The sequence below is a fragment of the Streptomyces panaciradicis genome, assembly GCF_023516615.1.
In the GTDB taxonomy this organism is placed as follows: Bacteria; Actinomycetota; Actinomycetes; order Streptomycetales; family Streptomycetaceae; genus Streptomyces; species Streptomyces panaciradicis.
The window spans coordinates 41496-56847 of sequence record NZ_JAMGBF010000107.1 but is presented as its reverse complement, the minus strand read 5'-3'; the positions used below and the strand labels follow the sequence as shown (position 1 = coordinate 56847).

The following is a 15352-nucleotide window of genomic DNA, read 5'->3' as shown; positions in this document are numbered from 1 at the left end:
AATGGGTGTCGGAGACTGGCTGGACGGTGCCTGGGACACGGGCAAGAAGGTGGTCGGTGAGACGGTCGACGGCGCGGCCCATGTGACCGGAGCCGGGCTGGACTTCGTGGGGCTGCACGACGCGGCGAAGTCCGTCGACGACTGGGGTGACAGCGCGGCCGACAGCCTCGGCGTCGACATTCCGGAAAAGCAGCTGGGGGAAACCGACGATCCCAAGGAACTCGTCCATGGTGATCCGGCTGGAGTCCGCCGGTCCGCCGGTCATCTCCGGCATTTCTACGATGCGTTCGAATCCACCGGGTCGGGGCTGCTGCGGCTGGATCACGATCACTGGCAGGGCGACGCGGCGGACGCGTTCCGAGCGAAGTTCACCCCGCATGCCAAGCAGTGGTTGACGGCCGCCGACGCCTGCCAGAAGGCCGCCGACGCCTTGGAGGCGTACGCGCACTCGGTGGAGTGGGCGCAAGGCCAGGCCGAGCAGTGCCTCGACAAGTACACGAAGGCCCGGGAGGCCTACGAGCGCGCGGAGGCGGCGTACAACCAGCAGGTCGCCGCCTACAACGCACAGGCCGACTGGTACAACGTCGTGGTGGCAGCGGGGGGCGATCCGGGTGCCGTACCCACCAAGCCGGGGAGGTTCGACGGCGACCAGTTCGCGGCCGAGATGGACTTGGCGCGGATGGACCTGCGCCGGGCCCGCGAGCAGCGAGACTCCGCGGCACGGACAGCTGCCCAGGCGGTGGAAGCGGCCACGAACACCGCGCCGAAGGAGCCGAGTTTCGCCTCCCGCCTGCTCGCGGACGGCGAGGACGCGGCCGCCGGGTACGTCCTCGGCCTGACGCACGTCGCCTGCGGTCTCGTCAAAGGCGTCGCGGATCTGGGGAGGTTCGCCCGTGGCCTGAACCCCATGGATCCGTACAACATCACGCATCCGGCGATTTGGTTGGACCAAGTCAGCACCACGGCAGCCGGAATCCTGCACGCCTCCAACCATCCGACCGAGTTGGTGTCGGCGCTGGTCGGCTCTGGGTGGAGCTCTGACCCGGCCGAGGCCTTCGGCAAGTTCATCGCCAACGTCGGCGCCGGTGTGCTCACGGACGGGGCCGGCGCCGAAGCGTCAGTGGCCGAGCGTGAGGCCCTCGGGCTGGCCGAGAACGCGGCCAAGAGCGAAGCCGAGAACATGGCGGAACAGGGGGCGGCGAAGAGCGGCGGCGCGCTGCCCGACGGCTGGACCATCGAGCCCGAGGAGGCGGCTCACAACTGGGATCATCTGGCCCAGTCGACGGACCATGTCTCCGCGAAGGCCATCCATCACGACGTCACCGACCTGGAGACACAGCGCAAGTTCCTGGACGATCAGTACCCGTGGCTCAAGGATGTCAACGGCAATGGCTATTGGGACAACGTGCCCGGATACAACCAGAACTGCTCGAAGAACGTGGAGGCGATCGACGGGCGTCTGGACGGCCATGACTCCGTCGCGGAACCGCTGCACCAGCCGGCTTGGCCGAGCAAGGAGAAGCTCGGCAACCCGGACGCCGAATGGCAGAACGGCACCAGCTACGATTCCATCATCGAGGACATGGACAAACGGGGAGTCGGTTCCCGCGGTGTCGTCTACATATCCAGAGCGGACGGGACCGCGCACGTCTTCAATGTGATCCACGACGCCAATGGAGTCGTTTTCCTGGACGGACAGACCGGGATGCTCGGCAATCTGGAGAAGGACGTCACAGAAGTTCGTTATCTGCCCTACAAGTAGTTTCCTCGAAGCGTCGAGTCCTGGAAAAGAGGATCAGGTCCTTAGAATGACGAGAGACGAAGCCGTCGAGGCGGCCCGCGCCCATCTGCGGGAGGTCTACGGAGACGGTCCGCCGACCATTGTCATGCTGCCGGAACTCTCGGTGGAGCACGATGCGGCGTGGGCCGTGCGTTTCGACAGCCAGGAGCACATCGACACCGGGGACATCACCCAGGCGCCGATGGTGCGTGTCGTCGCCGTCTTCAAAGACGGGTCGTTCGTGGGCTTTCCGCCGTCCGCCTACACCACTGAGCAGTCGAAGACGTGGCTGGCGACTGGGCAGCGGCCCAGAAAGCCGTTCTGATCGCATGAGTGATCCGGTATCGCAGGCTCTGGAGTGGCTGCGGCTGACGTACCGCGGCATGGTGGAGCTGACCGGCCCCGGCCCGGTTGCCGAGAGATCTCAGGCATGGATCTTCGGTTGCCGCGCGCGGCCGGTCCCGGGCTACCCGACCACTCCCATGCTGACCTCGCTGCTAGCCGTCCCCAAGTCCGGAAGTCGTCCGTTCCACCCGGCCACCGACGACCCCTGGGCGGATCTGGAGGAATTCGACCGTTCCCCCGGGCCCCGCGACCCTGCCGAACAGGCTCTTCGCACCCATGCACGCGGCTGTCTCCTGGCCGCGAACGCGGCCTTGAACGGTGGCAAGGCGACACCGTTGCCGTGGCAGCCGTTCCATGAGGCGCCGGGCTGGTGGGATCGCATGATTCACTGGCACTTCCCCGACGCAGAGGTATCGGCGTGCGCGAGCTGGGACGACGTGATCGCCGCGGTGCGGGAGCCGGGCCCGGGGACCCGTGGCGCGATCTGGATCCGTCGTGAGGCCTACGGTGTCGAGGGGACAGGACACCTGGTCTACGCACACAACAACAACGGCCAGGTGGTACTTCTCGATCCGCAGGCGGGTCGGCTGGCACGTCTTGAGCCCACCGGGATCCGTGGCCTGACGCTCGCTCGTTTCGCGGGGGGCGGCGGCGACGAAGCCGGCCCGGTGGCTCCCGCCTGGCAGCGTCATGCCTCCGACCTCACGTCGGCGATCGGGAAGGCGGAGGACTGGCTGCTGGACACCTACAGGGGCGAAGTCGCGCTGGTCGAGCCCTCGCCCGCTGACGAACTCGCTCGTGGCTGGCTGTTCGCCTGCAACAGCAAGGCGTTCCTTGCCAACGGACGTCCGGCCGACGCCATGCTGGACGCCGCTCTGGTCGTGCCCAAGGACGAGCGTGAGCCGTTCGGGCTGCCCAACTCCGAGCCGTGGAAGTGGCTGGCACGCTGGGACGGCGGTACGGAACCGGGTACCGACGGCCTTGATCTGCCACCGAAGCCGGGGCCGGCCAAGTGGATGCCGCAGACGTTCGGCCGGCTGGGGGCCGTTGTCTCCGTCACGGATCACACGGAATGGGCAGCCGTCCTGGCCGAACTCGCCACCTCGCCCGAGGGAACGCGCGCAGTGATCTGGATCCGCCGCGAGGACCGCCGGGGCCGTGAGTCCGTCGGCTTGCTCGTCGTCGCCGCCCACACTCCCCAAGGCCTCGTCCTGATCGACGCCGCTCGTGACGCCCCTGCCCAGCCGGACAGCGCGGGAGTGCGCTCGCTTCACGTCCTTCGCTACCGCTGAAAGGCTCAGGCGAAATCGTCCTGGAGATCATCGCCGTACGCCTGGCCGTGTCGATGGCGGATACGGCACCGTTCCTCTAACCGAAGTCCGCTGCGACCTGGTCGGCGATCGTGTTCCCGCCTGCGGCGCCGTCGCCGGGACGCGGGTCGTCCTCCACACCGTCGGACACCGTGAGCTCATGCGCCGACTTCGACAACAGCGAGACATAGAAGGGGAGATCGGGCAAAGAAGGCGTGGTCAGGCTCAGGACCAGGAGTCGCCGGATACGGGGGAGGGGCAGGTAGACGTCGGCCCGGGCCAGTGGCAGCGAGGGGGCCGTGTCGTCCGCCGGGTCCGACTGCAACTGCAGTCCGCACAGCACGAGGACGCCCGGTCCTGCCGCGACCCGTATCTCCTCGACCGTGGTGTTGTCGTTGGCGGAGAGCGCCTCGAACAGAGCACGCGCCGAGAGCTCGGCGTCCCGTTCGTCCAGCGGGTCTAGGCGGGCGAGCAGTGAGGCGGTGGTCAGACGGCCGTCGGGGGCCTCGTCCAGGCAGAACCCCGCATAGAAGGAGTTCTCGGCGAGGGCATGGTCCGCCATCTCGCGGTAGGCGTGGAAGGCGACTTCGCGCTGGAAGTCGGTTCCGGTGGGCCAGATCTTCTCCGCGACGGCCCAGAGTTGGCGCAGGCGTTCCTCGCCGCTGAGATCGAGCCCCAGGGAGTGGAACCCTCCGGGGATGTCCAGGTGCAGCATCGCTTCGGCGGAAGGCGTCGCCGCCGTACTCGTTACGGGTTGCGTCACCACGAGTCCTTTGCGTGTACCGGGCGGAGAACTACACCGTCACGGAGGTCCGTTGAAGCCTCCACAGCGAGGGAGTGCGCCGATGCGAGGCGTCGCAGTCTGCTGAGCGGTACGCCCCGGTATTCGCGCGGATGCAGTTGTACGCCGAGGCGGTATCCGTCGGGATGGACCTCGTGCCCGACGCGGTGAGCGATCTTCGTGCGCGGGCTGAACCTGCCTCGATCGATCTCCAGGGCCAAGCGGGCGAACTCTCGGTCGAGGTATGCCTCGTGCCTGGCCGGATCGTGCGACATCCGCAGGAGCAGCCTCCCCGGCGACATATAACGAGCCAGAGGGGTGACTAGCCGCGCGAGCATGTCCTCGGTCCCGTCACCGAGGACGACCACGATCAGCCAGACGGTCCGGGCGACGAAGTCCACCGGAACAATGATCCATTGCACGGCGAACCAGGAGAGCAGCTGCACTCTCGACGTGTGAGGAAGGACGGGGTCGGGGGAAGGCCCGGTGTGCGGTGCGACAGCCATGCCTACTCCCCCCTGATGGTGTCGTAGATCCCGGTCACCGCGCCCGGAACGGACTGGGCCAGCAAAGGACCCTTCGACCACCAGGACGTGGGGTCGAGGCTGCCGTCGACACGGATGGCGGCTTTGAGGGAGTCGATGTCCCTGAGTACCGGAGTGTTGGAGATGATCTTGCTGAGGCCGGTTTCGCTGACCGAGGAACCCAGATTCTTGGCGACCGAGTTCTCCCAGGCCAGTTGCAGTCGGTTTCCGACGCCTCCCGTGGCCTCGAAGACTCGGCCTTCGGCTGCGCCGAGGATGCGGCCGCCTTCCCGTGCGAAGTTGCCGACTTCCGCGGCTCCCTCCCCGACGAGGCGGTTCAGCCGCAACACGCGCTGTACGTCGTCCACGTTCGCGACGACGGACTCCCCGACCTTCGCCGTACGCACGGCGACTTTCACGGACCCCGTGACGGCCGTCTTCGCGAATCCGGCCCCAGGAATGATGCCGATCGCGTCTCCGGCAAGGTCCATCAGGCCTACGTCGGCCCCGCCGATCTTGGCCGCGCCGTGCGCGAGGAGGGCCCCTGCCGAGAATCCGGCGCTCGCCAGGGCGAGTGCGCCTGACAGCGGCGGGCACCACAGGGTCAGCAGCGCCAGAATCCCGAGGACGGCGGAGATGTTGCTCAGCCAGTCGCCGATCGTCTTCAGCAGGTCCTTGTGCCGGGCACACCATTCCTGGACGGCGTGCCCGAGCTTCTGGAACTGGTCGCCCAAACTTTCCCAGAAGCCGGGGTCGGGCGCGCTCTCGGTCGCCCTGCGCAGGTGACGAGCGACCTCGCGCGCCTCTGTCTGATGGTTCTCGTACAGCCTCTCGGCGCGCTTGATGATCTCGTCGAGTTCGCGCTCGGCCCGGTCGAGTCGGGCAGCGGCAGCGGACAACTCGCCGTCGGCCACTTTGAGTCGAGCGTCGGCAGCGTCGATCCTGGCCTGCGCGTCCTGTAGCGCCGGTCCGGTGAAGTACTGGCCGCTGAGGCGGAACGCAGGGTCGGACGCGGCTTGGTTGTAGCGGTCCGTTGCGGTGTCCTTGGCCTTCTCCGCGGAACCGACCTGGCCCTTGGCCTGTTTCGCCTCCACCTCGAACGTACGGGCCGTGTGCTGGTAGTCGCTCAGCGCGGCGCGCCACTTCGACAGTTCCGACGACGCCGTGCGCATCGCTTCCTGGCTGTCCCTGAGATAGCGGGGGAGTTCCTCGACCTTCTTCGAGAACGCGGAGGCGGCGTCGCCGGCCCACGTGACGTTCCCTGTAAGGCGCTCGATGCTGTTGTGCGCGTGCTCCAGCGCGTCTGCCGCCTTCTTGGTCCGAGCGGCGAGGGAGTCCACGTTGCCGGGGTCGCCCGGCGCCGGGTCGAAACCGAGTGCGGGGTAGGAGTCGGTGCTCACTGCGCGCCGCCCTTCCCGGCGAAGCCGTCGCGCAGGGCCGACTCGACGTCCCGGTAGGTGTCGCGGGTCTTCTTCAGCCCGTCCTCGATGGACTGTGTGCCCTCGGCGATCTTCGTGATCGCGTCGTCCCAGCTGTCGTGGAACTCGTCGCAGGCGTTGTCGAGTTCCTTGCTGCCCGTCGTCTTCGGCCCCGTGTCGCGCAGGGCGCTCAGTGCCGAGCGCATCTCCTCCTGACTGCGGTGCAGCTCCCTGACGAGGCCGTCGAGCTCCGATATCTCGACCTTGAAGCCCGCTCCCATGGTGCCGGTGTCCCCCTGTCGTGCAAGCGGCAGTCAATGTTCGGTCAAGCTACAGTCAACACTGCTTGCCACACGTTATACGCATGGGTGAACTGCGATCGGTCAGGGGGCTTCCCTTGTGCAAAAGTCCTCCGGGGTTTCTGCCTGGCAGCGGACACGAAGTGTGCACCGAAGCCCCACAAGGAGTGTGCGAGGCCGCGTCGGTGAACCTCGTAAGGTGATCCGTTACTGACGGGGGACGATGTCACGTGATGCCGCTGCCGAGTCTTCGACGCACGGCTCCGAACGGCACATCATGCCCCTCACTTGCAGGAAACGTATGTGAGGAAACCGATGTCTTATCCGACGCCGCCTGGTGGCCCGGGCAGCGCCAACCCGTACGGGCAGCCGCCCCGGCAGGGCGACTGGCAGCAACCGCAGTGGCAGGGAACGTTCCAGGAGCCGCCCCCACCTCAGGCGATGCCGACAGTCGCGCCACCTGCACCTACCGGAACTCCAGGCGGCGGAGGGCGCACCGCTCGTACCGTGATCGGTTCCCTTCTCGGCCTCTTCGGTGTACTCGTCCTCGTCGGAGGGGGAGCCCTCGCTGCGCAGGCCTACAGCAACAGTCGGCAGACCATCGCCAATCCCGAGTACGGCGAGGCCGTTTGGAGCGACGAGCAGGTCGACAGCATCTTTCCCGACACCCTCGGTGGGCGTGACGGCCGTCTGGGAGGTCTCACCAACCCCAAGTTCTCGTACTGGCACCGACTCGGCATCTCCCCGGAGACCTCCTGCAGCGAGGGACTGACGGCGAGGACGCTCGCGAAGGCGAAGGAACTGGGCTGCAAAGCCGTGCTGCGTGCAACGTACGTCGATCCCACCGGGGACATGGTCGGAACGGTCGCCCTCATCGTGCTGCCCGGCGACACACCGAACAAGCAGGAACTGGCCGATGCCTTCGAGGCCATGGAGAACGAGGGGGCCGTTGCCCCCTTGTCCGTGCCGGGCACCCCGGCTTCAGGGTGGAAGAAGATCGGTCGCTGCGGGTCGGCGCTGACAGCGGCATACGACGAACACCTCCCGTACGCCGTGGCTGCCACCGTGGGCGCCGTCGACGGGCGGCTTGCGGGTCCTCTGCCGGGCGACTGGGGGAAGGACTACAGCGACATGATGGCCGACAAGGAGTCCTGGTACGCGGAAGCCAAGATCCTCGCCAGGATGCTTGAGCTGCACATCGAGGACCTTCAGCTCGGGGGTGCGAAGTGATGACCCGTCGACGCACGAGCACGTCCATCGTCGGCGCCGTGCTGACCGGCCTGGTCTGCACGCTGCCGGTGACTCCCGCGTACGCTGCCACCACGCCCGCGGGATGGGAGGCCGGCGCTCTCGGTCTCTCGTCGGCGCAACGCCTCAGCCAGGGCGAAGGTGTCACCGTGGCCGTCCTGGACACCGGAGCCGTGGCTGACCACCCCGCACTCAGGGGAAGAGTGACCACGGGCCCCGACTACCGCAAGGACGGTCTCGACCCGCAGAGCCCCAAGTGGGGCGTCCACGGCACCGCGATGGCGTCCGACGTTCTCAAGGTCGCGCCCAAGGCCAAGATCCTCTCCGTGCGGGTGCTCAACGACCAGGACAAGGAGAAGATCAACGAAGGACACCTCGTCCAGGGCGGGGCCGGTGCGATCGCCAACGGCATCTACTACGCCGTGGACCACGGCGCCGATGTGATCTCGATGTCTCTCGGCTCCGGTGCGGTCGGGAACTACGCCAACGAGGACGACCTGGCGGCCGTCGGTTATGCGCTGAGCCACGGGGTGCCGGTGCTCGCGAGTGCAGGCAACAGCGGCGACAAGCTGAACGAGACCTCGTTCCCGTCCGGTTACGCCGGCGTCATCGCGGTAGCCGCGACGGATCGGAGCGGGGCGCGCGCTGCATTCTCCACCGTGCACACCTACAACGAGGTGGCCGCTCCGGGCGTGGACATCCTCAGCGCGAAGAACACGGGTGGCTACAAAAAGGTCGACGGTACGTCTCCGGCGGCGGCCCTCGCGTCGGGTGTGGTGGCGTTGATGCTCTCCCGCAATCCCAACCTCACACCCGCCCAGACACGCGCGATCCTCACCGGAACGGCCGACCATCCGCAGGGAGGGTGGAACGCTCTCGTCGGGTACGGGCAGATCAATGCGACCGCCGCGGTGAAGGATGCCGCCTCGCCGCCCGCCGACAAGACCGCGCCTGTGAAGTACCAGGGCAAGGAGCATTTCGCGACTCCTGTGGGTACCTCGAAGACGACCCATCCCGATATGGAGCAGAGTCTGTGGCTCACTGGTCTGGGAGCGGCGGGCGTGGGGCTCCTGCTGGCGGTCGGCGGGCTGCTGCTGGTACTCGGCGGCCGTCGCAAGGGCAATAGCGGCATGGCGGCCATGGCGCCACCATCAGGGCCCTTCGGAGCCTGACGGAGGCGGTGTGCTGCCCACCGATGGGCAGTACACCGCTCAGGGCTCATGAGCTGACGACCGCTACACGGCAGGGTTGTCGTAGCTCCTTCCCGGTTCTGGAAAGTCCTTCAGCACGACGCCGAGCCCACCGACCGCCAGACCGCCGGCGACAGTCGCCTCGTCGATCGCATCCTGTACGGCGCTGTACGCCTCGGTCGCGCGCCCCCACGTCCTCACCATCTCGGCGATCTCGAGAACCGCGGCACCATAGCCGGCGACGAGCCCCACGCCCGTCTCCGCCAGCGCTGTGCCGGCCGTCAGCTCGATCTCCAGGATGAGCGCCTGATCCGCCAGTTGCTCCAGTACGCCCTTGATCAGTTCCGCACCTCTGGCGATCGCACGGCCGATATCCATGTACGAGGCTTGAAGATCCTGAAAGTGCCCATTCAAGGAGTCGATCTTCTTCGCCAACTCGTCGAAGTACACGTAGGCGGAGTCCGCCGCGTTGCCGTTCCAGCCGGCGTCCAGCTCTCTGTTGCCGGACCGCACGTTCGTCGCCAGATCCTGGGTGAAGCGGCCCGTGTTGCGCCACATCTCGGCGCATCTCACGTACGACTCCCACTCACCGGTGAACCAGGAGATCGCCTGCTCCAAGGGGTTCACCCCCAGGGCGAACTCGATGACGCCCAGCACCCATTCACTGGGACTGAGGAAGTCGCTCACCGTTTCGACGCTGTCACCGATGACCCCCTGGGAGAACTCCTCGGGACTGCTGGGTGCTTTGAGATGACCGACGGGTTCGACGGGGTCCGTGAAACTCATGGGGGTCTGTTTCTCCGTGCGGGCTAGCGCTTGCTCGGCGGGTAGGTGGCGTCCAGCCCGGACGCCTGGGCCCGGTCGGTCGTCCGGTAGTACGCCGCGGACTTCGCCAACTCCTCCGCACTGGCCGACAGAAGCGTGTGCAGGCGGGTGAGGACCTCCTTGGCCCCCTCCATCGCCTGAGCGTGCAATCCGATGGCGTACAGGAACAACCCCTGCCCATCGAGGGCACCCATGCCGCCGTGTCTCTTGAGGTACTCCTGCGCTTGATGCGCATCGTCGGCTGCGCGGCCCACCTGGCGGCTGTACCCGTCGAGGTCGTCGGGCCTGACCTGGAACGCCATGTCCCACCCCACGTCATGTCTACGGTCCGTAATCGGTCGGCTACTGTAGCGCGCCCCGAAACCCCGCGACGAGGAGCGATACGCATGGAACGGCCCGAGGTCGGAGACGAGGACTTCCTCGACATCGCCAAGGACCCCGCCCGGGCAAGGGCGTTGCGCAAGACGATGCAGCGGCTCGCCGAGAGCCGGGACGAAACTCTTCGGGAAATGGCCCGTGAAGTGCTCGCCGGGCGGATCGGGCTGCGCCAGGCGGCGCAGAACGGCGCGTACCGGGAAGCCCTGAGCGAAGGAGCCAGGGCGGGCATGCGCGGGTACGAGCAGATGAGCGCCGCGGAACGGAAGGCCGCCGAAGCCGAGGGGCGGCGCCAACTGAACGGGTATCAAGCGGAGATCGACCGAGAGCGGGCCGAGCGGCAGGGCGAGCGGGCTACAGGCCGTAGGGGCCGGACGTCACCCGACCGGTCGCGAGGCCGGTGACCGCAGGCGCAAGGACGTCGCCCATATGAGTGAGGCCCTGTGGGCCCCTGGTGATGAGCCCATGGCATCGTTTTGGCCAGAGACCCGCAAATTGTGAGTCATCGCCTGACTCCGAGTGATCAAAGACCCGCTCCTTCGAAATGCCCCCCGGACATGCTGGCGCCGTTCGGACGATCGATCGAGGAGCGGGATGAGCGGGCAGTTCGGGGTCGACCCCGCCACACTGAGGGAGCTGGCGGGCAAGTTCGACCGGGAGGCGACGGGACTCGCCGAGCCGATCGAGGGGTTCGCGGCGAGCGCGGCCGAGATCGGTGAGGCATTCGGCCTGCTCGGTGTCTGCGACGGCGCCGCGGAGAAGTACGGACAGCTGCTGAGTCACACGGTCAAGGCACTGGGCTGCCTGCCCCACGTACTCAACAGCGACGGAGACCGGCTCAGGCTCAACGCGGGCAACTACGCCGACTCCGACCAGACCGCGGTCGGCTATCTCAACGCCGCCGTGCGACGCCCCGGGGGCCCGGCGTGAGCGTCAACAGCTGGATCGACGGCAAGGTCCTGGAGATCCTGGAGGCGTTCGGTGTGGAACTGCCGGGCGGCGACGGCCCCACTCTGCGCTCCATCGCCCACCAGTGGGACACCATGGGCACCGAGCTGAGCGATCTCGTACGGGCCGTCGACGCGGCGATCGCCGGTGTCGACAGGCAGGGTTGGCACGGCGAGGCACGCGACGCCTTCGAGAAACACTGGCAGGAGCAGCGGCGGATCATTCTGCGGACCGCGGACGACTTCCATCACGTGGCCGACGGGCTGCGGGCGTACGCCACGGAGATCGACGGCATCAACGAGGAGATCATTGACATCTGCGTCGAGATCGCCGAGATGGAGATCGCCGGCGCCGCACTGTCTTTCTTCACCGGCTTCCTCTCCGACCTGGTCGCCAACACCGCCGTGGCCGAACGGGTGGCGAAGATCGTGGACCTGGTCAAAGTGTTCACCTCGGCTGCGGAGAAGGTCGCCGCCCTGCTGGAACGGTTCACCGGCCTGAGCGCGGAGACCGTCGCCACTCTGGAACGGGTCCTCACGACCGTCGCCCGGATCACCGCGGACTTCACCAAGACGGGTCTGGAAAGCTTCGCCACCAACTTCGCGGCAGATTCCGGCAGCCTCATGCTGAACCAGGCCGCCCACGGCCAGCCGGTGACCGTCGGCGACGACCTCACCGCCGGCAGCCGCGCCGCGGCCGGCACGGCGGCGTTCACCGCGGTCGCGGGAACCGCCGGGGCGCGCCTGACCGGCACGGCCGGTGACATCCTGCGGGGCGACGGCCTCCTCGGTACGACGGTCAACGGCGCCGCCGGCAATGTGGCGGGCGGTCTCAGCGCCGACGTCATCGCAGGACAGGACTCGGCGACGATCGGCGAGGACGCGCTCACCAACGCGGCCACGGGGGCCGTCGGCAACGCACAGAACCACGGCGTCAACCACGCCCTGGAGCAGCACGGCAGCCTGGGTGGAGAGAACCTGAGCAACCGCGGGAAACTTGCGGACGGTGCCTTCAAGAACACCGTGGGCACCGCCCTGAACACGGGTGTCTACGCGGCCGGTTCCGGTATCGAGGCCGATCTCCAGGACCTGATGAATGATGAGAAGGACGAGTGAGAGTGCCGAGTGTCGTCGACCTCGCCGCCGTGTGGACGCCGAACCCCGACCAGCCGTACACCTGGGCCAAGCTCTTCGGGCTGCTGGCCGTGGTGGTCGGCTGTGTGATGGCGGTCGTCGGGGTGTACGCGGTACGCAGCACCTGGCGGGGTCTCGATCCGGCGGGCCGGCGCAGGCAGTTGCGAGCGCTCGCCGTGACGGCCGGTGCCTTCGTCGCCGTCGGTGCGGCCTTGGTGGCCTTTGGGGTGTGGCTGTTCTAGGCCTCCGCGGACCCGCAGTTACGCGAAGAACGTCACCAGCAGGCTGACGGCAAGTCCGAACACGCCCACGCCGATCAGCACCATGCAGGCCCGGAACAGCCGCTGGCTCTCGCCCTCCCCGTAGGGGAAGCCCGTGACAGCGACGAAGACGCCGGTCGCGAGGGCGATCAGGGCGCCGAAGCCCCATGCGCATCCCAGTGCAATGGCGTAGACCCAGCCGCGGTCCAACTGGTAGGCGGTGTCGCTGCTGCGGCGGGCGTCGAGGACGTGGCCCTTCTGGTAGAGCGCGTCGCTCTTCAGCTCGGCGTTGAGGTCCCTCGTCGAGCCGTCGTCGGCCGTGAAGGTGCCGTAGCACCACCTGGTCTTCGTCTTCTTCCGTGAACTGCTCGATGCGCTGCGGTACTTGTAGTCCACCGTGCACGTCTCGACCGTGAGCTTGCCCGGCGTGGACGTCGCGTAGCGGACAGGGCCGAGGTAGGCGCCCAGGCCCAGGAGGACGACGCCCACGAGGATCAGGCCCGCGCCGATAAGGCGGGCGAGGCCGGTTCGGTCTCCCCGGGCAGCGGTGTCCGGCGCGGTGTTCCCTTGTACTTGGGTCATCGAGAGGTCCTCAGGACTCAGAAAACAGGGCTCAGAAAAGGATTTGGAGAACAGGACTGAGAAATCAGAACTCAGTAATTGGGTTCTTTTCAGGAATGAGAAGCGTCAGACTGTCAACGCGCACGCGAGTGCCGTCACTGCGCCGACGGCGAAGGCGCCACCCAGTGCGTAGCCCGTCGCATTGCCGCCCGGGAGTCGCTGCCAGGACGCCGCCAGGCCGGGGCCGTTGCGGGTGCCGAATCCGGTGAGGAGGCAGAAGGCGCCGAACGTCAGCAAGGAGAGGCAGAACGCGAGAATCGCGATGTCCTTGCCGGGGGCCCGGTCCTCGGGAAGTTCGAACGTGTCGTCCGCCTGTACGACGTCGATTTTCGCGCCGCTTTCCAGGCGGGACGAAGTCTCCACCGTCACGTCTTCGTACGCGGCGCCACCGCTGTTGGCCTTCCAGGTCCCCGTGCAACCGAACTTGAGTTCCGTCGTCCGTCGACGCGTACCGTAGTGGGGTTTCGTGTGCACTTCGCATGAAGAAACGGTGAGGGTTCCGTCCGTGCCCTCACCGGCGAGTTCGCCGCGCAGTTCCGGAACGGTCACCGCCGCGATGACCGCGGCCAGCAGGATCAGCCCCAGGCCGAGGAGTCTTCCCACCCACAGGGCGCCTGTACTGCCGTAACTCTGCTGTGTGGTCACCACTGTTGACGTCCCCCTGGGAAACTTGACGATCTCTTGACCGGCGGGCTCGCTGGGTCGTGCGCGAGGAGTCTAAGGTATCGGTCTGTCGTCCAATATGAACTGCAGCAAAGGGAGTCCAGGGGAGAGCGTGGGATTCGACACCTTTGACGTCGACACGACGGTGCTCAAGAAACAAGGGCACAATTTCGCAGAGCTCGGGAGTGATTTCTCCAAGGCTTCCAAGAAGCTTCAGGACGATCTCGACGGCCTGGGTGAGCCGTGGGACGACGCCGACTTCGGAGAGCTCTTCGGCCAGGTCTACACACCGATCCGCGACGGACTCTTCACGTCCATGAACTCCCTCGCGAAGCGGCTCGCACAGATCGGCCACAACCTGGAAGACATGGCCGTCAATTACGACGCCTCGGACGCGTCGAACAGTGGCCATCTGAACGGGATCATCGGCGAAGTCGGCAATCTTTAAGAATTCCAAGTAAATAACGGGGCTTTCGTATGGCGCTCACACTCCCCAGCGAGCTCGTCTGGGTGCTCGACCTCCTCGGCTACTCATGGCCCGAGGCCGACGAAGACGCACTGCACCAGGTCGCCGAGACCTGGCGGGATTTCGGCAAGACACTCGAGGAGATCCAGGCGGCCGGCGAGGGGTACGCCCGTACCGTCGTCGCCGGCAACTCCGGAACGGCCGTCGACGGCTTCAGCAAGGCCTGGGGCGCCTACACCGGATCCGGCGGCGACGACAGATACCTCCCCGACGCGCAGCTCGCGTGCGAAGTGATCGCCCTCGCCTTCGACGCGGCGGCGATCGCGGTACTCACCGCGAAACTCGCCGTGATCGCCCAACTCATCGCCCTGGCCGTGGAGATCATCGCTGCGCAGGCGTCCGCCCCCTTCACCTTCGGTCTCTCCGAGGTCGGCGCGCTCGGCGCCACCCAGGCCACCCGCGTGATCGTCCGCGAGCTGCTGAACAAGCTCAAACAGGAGGTCATGCAGGCGATCACGAAGGCCATGGAACACGCCACCATGGACGCCCTGAAGAAGATCGCCAAGGAGCAGCTGGAGAAGGTCACCAAGGAGAAGGTCAAGCAGTTCGCCAAGGACAAGATCAAGGAAGAGGCCAAGAAGTTCGTCCAGGAGAAGGTCGTCGACGCCGCCAAGGAGAAGGCCAAGGACGCCGCCATCGGCATGGCGCAGAACATCGGCCAGCAGAGCATCGAGACCTACTTCGACGAGCGTTCCGGCGTTGACTTCGGTGAGACGGCGGGCGTCGCCAAGGACGCCGCCGGTGAGTACGTCGACGGCCTCAAGAACGAGGTCAGGGGCGGTGAGGGCTCGACCCTCGCCGGCTACACGGACGTAAAGGGCCATGTGGACGGGGCCGTCGACGCCGCCACCGAGAAGGTCACCGGTGCGGTCGGCAACCGGGTGCAGCACGGCGTCGACGCGCTGAGCGGGCACGGCGGCCAGGGCGCGGAGACGTCCGACGGGGCCGAGTCGGCCGCCTCTTCCGCCGGCACCGCGGACAGGCAGCCGTCCGACACCGAACGGCCGGTGGCCGCGGCGTCCTCCGCCTCCTCGCACAGTGGCGGCGCCCAGGACTGGGCCCGCAACGAGTTCGGATGACCTCCCGCGCCGAGCGCCGCCCCCGAT

At 67.1% G+C, this 15352-nt stretch carries 19 protein-coding genes; 11 read left to right on the top strand and 8 right to left on the bottom strand.

All coding sequences use genetic code 11. From position 1 onward, the window contains the following. Position 1: 1 nt before the first annotated feature. Genes M8J74_RS30515 through M8J74_RS30505 form a run of 3 tightly spaced genes read left to right on the top strand, consistent with a single transcriptional unit; the run spans position 2 to position 3417 of the window. The gene (locus M8J74_RS30515; RefSeq protein WP_249839536.1) at positions 2–1762 is read left to right on the top strand and encodes a putative T7SS-secreted protein; all 1761 of its coding nucleotides are present in this window, start codon (positions 2–4) and stop codon (positions 1760–1762) included. Between the two features lie 46 nt (positions 1763–1808). Further along, on the top strand, positions 1809–2105 hold the full coding sequence (locus tag M8J74_RS30510) for a YrhB domain-containing protein (protein WP_058922640.1): 297 nt from the start codon (positions 1809–1811) through the stop codon (positions 2103–2105). A gap of 4 nt (positions 2106–2109) precedes the next feature. Beyond that, positions 2110–3417: a YrhB domain-containing protein gene (locus M8J74_RS30505; RefSeq protein ID WP_249839535.1), complete on the top strand. Its 1308-nt coding sequence runs from the start codon at positions 2110–2112 to the stop codon at positions 3415–3417. Positions 3418–3493: 76 nt separating this feature from the next. On the opposite strand, the gene M8J74_RS30500 is transcribed toward M8J74_RS30505, so the two are convergent. The 4 genes from M8J74_RS30500 to M8J74_RS30485 all read right to left on the bottom strand — a co-directional run bounded on the left by M8J74_RS30500 (position 3494) and on the right by M8J74_RS30485 (position 6439). Then, the gene (locus M8J74_RS30500) at positions 3494–4198 is read right to left on the bottom strand and encodes a hypothetical protein (RefSeq protein ID WP_249839534.1); all 705 of its coding nucleotides are present in this window, start codon (positions 4196–4198) and stop codon (positions 3494–3496) included. Then, positions 4195–4662 (bottom strand): hypothetical protein, encoded by a 468-nt coding sequence (locus M8J74_RS30495; protein ID WP_249839533.1) that lies wholly within the window; start codon positions 4660–4662, stop codon positions 4195–4197. The genes M8J74_RS30500 and M8J74_RS30495 overlap by 4 nt, the downstream gene beginning before the upstream one ends. Positions 4663–4724: 62 nt before the next feature. Beyond that, positions 4725–6080: a WXG100 family type VII secretion target gene (locus M8J74_RS30490; protein WP_249839532.1), complete on the bottom strand. Its 1356-nt coding sequence runs from the start codon at positions 6078–6080 to the stop codon at positions 4725–4727. A gap of 56 nt (positions 6081–6136) precedes the next feature. After that, positions 6137–6439: a WXG100 family type VII secretion target gene (locus M8J74_RS30485; RefSeq protein ID WP_249839531.1), complete on the bottom strand. Its 303-nt coding sequence runs from the start codon at positions 6437–6439 to the stop codon at positions 6137–6139. A gap of 525 nt (positions 6440–6964) precedes the next feature. Between M8J74_RS30485 and M8J74_RS30480 the strand changes: the two genes are divergently transcribed. Together M8J74_RS30480 and M8J74_RS30475 are read left to right on the top strand one after the other, a co-directional pair. Continuing rightward, positions 6965–7687, top strand: a complete 723-nt coding sequence (locus M8J74_RS30480; protein ID WP_249839530.1) for a hypothetical protein — start codon at positions 6965–6967, stop codon at positions 7685–7687. Between the two features lie 38 nt (positions 7688–7725). Then, positions 7726–8877, top strand: coding sequence for a S8 family peptidase (locus tag M8J74_RS30475; protein WP_249839529.1), 1152 nt, complete (start codon positions 7726–7728; stop codon positions 8875–8877). 63 nt (positions 8878–8940) lie between these two features. On the opposite strand, the gene M8J74_RS30470 is transcribed toward M8J74_RS30475, so the two are convergent. Beyond that, on the bottom strand, positions 8941–9681 hold the full coding sequence (locus M8J74_RS30470) for a hypothetical protein (protein ID WP_249839528.1): 741 nt from the start codon (positions 9679–9681) through the stop codon (positions 8941–8943). A 23-nt stretch (positions 9682–9704) separates the two neighbouring features. Then, positions 9705–10022: a hypothetical protein gene (locus M8J74_RS30465; protein WP_249839527.1), complete on the bottom strand. Its 318-nt coding sequence runs from the start codon at positions 10020–10022 to the stop codon at positions 9705–9707. 84 nt (positions 10023–10106) lie between these two features. Between M8J74_RS30465 and M8J74_RS30460 the strand changes: the two genes are divergently transcribed. From M8J74_RS30460 to M8J74_RS30445, 4 genes are all read left to right on the top strand, one after another. Continuing rightward, positions 10107–10499, top strand: coding sequence for a hypothetical protein (locus M8J74_RS30460; RefSeq protein ID WP_249839526.1), 393 nt, complete (start codon positions 10107–10109; stop codon positions 10497–10499). Positions 10500–10689: 190 nt separating this feature from the next. Continuing rightward, positions 10690–11025, top strand: a complete 336-nt coding sequence (locus M8J74_RS30455; protein WP_249839525.1) for a WXG100 family type VII secretion target — start codon at positions 10690–10692, stop codon at positions 11023–11025. After that, positions 11022–12158, top strand: a complete 1137-nt coding sequence (locus tag M8J74_RS30450) for a WXG100-like domain-containing protein (RefSeq protein WP_249839524.1) — start codon at positions 11022–11024, stop codon at positions 12156–12158. Before M8J74_RS30455 ends, M8J74_RS30450 begins: the two co-directional genes overlap by 4 nt. Positions 12159–12160: 2 nt before the next feature. After that, entirely contained in the window at positions 12161–12418 is a 258-nt protein-coding gene (locus M8J74_RS30445; protein WP_249839523.1) for a hypothetical protein, read from the top strand. Positions 12419–12436: 18 nt separating this feature from the next. Here M8J74_RS30445 and M8J74_RS30440 read toward each other — a convergent pair whose 3' ends face one another. After that, complete coding sequence (locus M8J74_RS30440) at positions 12437–13018, bottom strand: hypothetical protein (RefSeq protein ID WP_249839522.1); 582 nt, start codon at positions 13016–13018, stop codon at positions 12437–12439. Positions 13019–13123: 105 nt separating this feature from the next. Next, a complete protein-coding gene (locus M8J74_RS30435; RefSeq protein ID WP_249839521.1) occupies positions 13124–13606 on the bottom strand; it encodes a hypothetical protein in 483 nt (160 codons plus the stop codon). Between the two features lie 226 nt (positions 13607–13832). Between M8J74_RS30435 and M8J74_RS30430 the strand changes: the two genes are divergently transcribed. Beyond that, entirely contained in the window at positions 13833–14168 is a 336-nt protein-coding gene (locus tag M8J74_RS30430) for a hypothetical protein (RefSeq protein ID WP_249839520.1), read from the top strand. Between the two features lie 29 nt (positions 14169–14197). Next, a complete protein-coding gene (locus M8J74_RS30425; RefSeq protein WP_249839519.1) occupies positions 14198–15325 on the top strand; it encodes a WXG100-like domain-containing protein in 1128 nt (375 codons plus the stop codon). Positions 15326–15352: the final 27 nt, after the last annotated feature.

Coding starts and splice junctions, on each gene's coding strand:
- M8J74_RS30515 (WP_249839536.1), top strand. CDS start 2: ATGGGTGTCGGAGACTGGCTGGACGGTGCCTGGGACACGGGCAAGAAG.
- M8J74_RS30510 (WP_058922640.1), top strand. CDS start 1,809: ATGACGAGAGACGAAGCCGTCGAGGCGGCCCGCGCCCATCTGCGGGAG.
- M8J74_RS30505 (WP_249839535.1), top strand. CDS start 2,110: ATGAGTGATCCGGTATCGCAGGCTCTGGAGTGGCTGCGGCTGACGTAC.
- M8J74_RS30485 (WP_249839531.1), bottom strand. CDS start 6,439: ATGGGAGCGGGCTTCAAGGTCGAGATATCGGAGCTCGACGGCCTCGTC.
- M8J74_RS30470 (WP_249839528.1), bottom strand. CDS start 9,681: ATGAGTTTCACGGACCCCGTCGAACCCGTCGGTCATCTCAAAGCACCC.
- M8J74_RS30465 (WP_249839527.1), bottom strand. CDS start 10,022: ATGGCGTTCCAGGTCAGGCCCGACGACCTCGACGGGTACAGCCGCCAG.
- M8J74_RS30460 (WP_249839526.1), top strand. CDS start 10,107: ATGGAACGGCCCGAGGTCGGAGACGAGGACTTCCTCGACATCGCCAAG.
- M8J74_RS30455 (WP_249839525.1), top strand. CDS start 10,690: ATGAGCGGGCAGTTCGGGGTCGACCCCGCCACACTGAGGGAGCTGGCG.
- M8J74_RS30440 (WP_249839522.1), bottom strand. CDS start 13,018: ATGACCCAAGTACAAGGGAACACCGCGCCGGACACCGCTGCCCGGGGA.
- M8J74_RS30425 (WP_249839519.1), top strand. CDS start 14,198: ATGGCGCTCACACTCCCCAGCGAGCTCGTCTGGGTGCTCGACCTCCTC.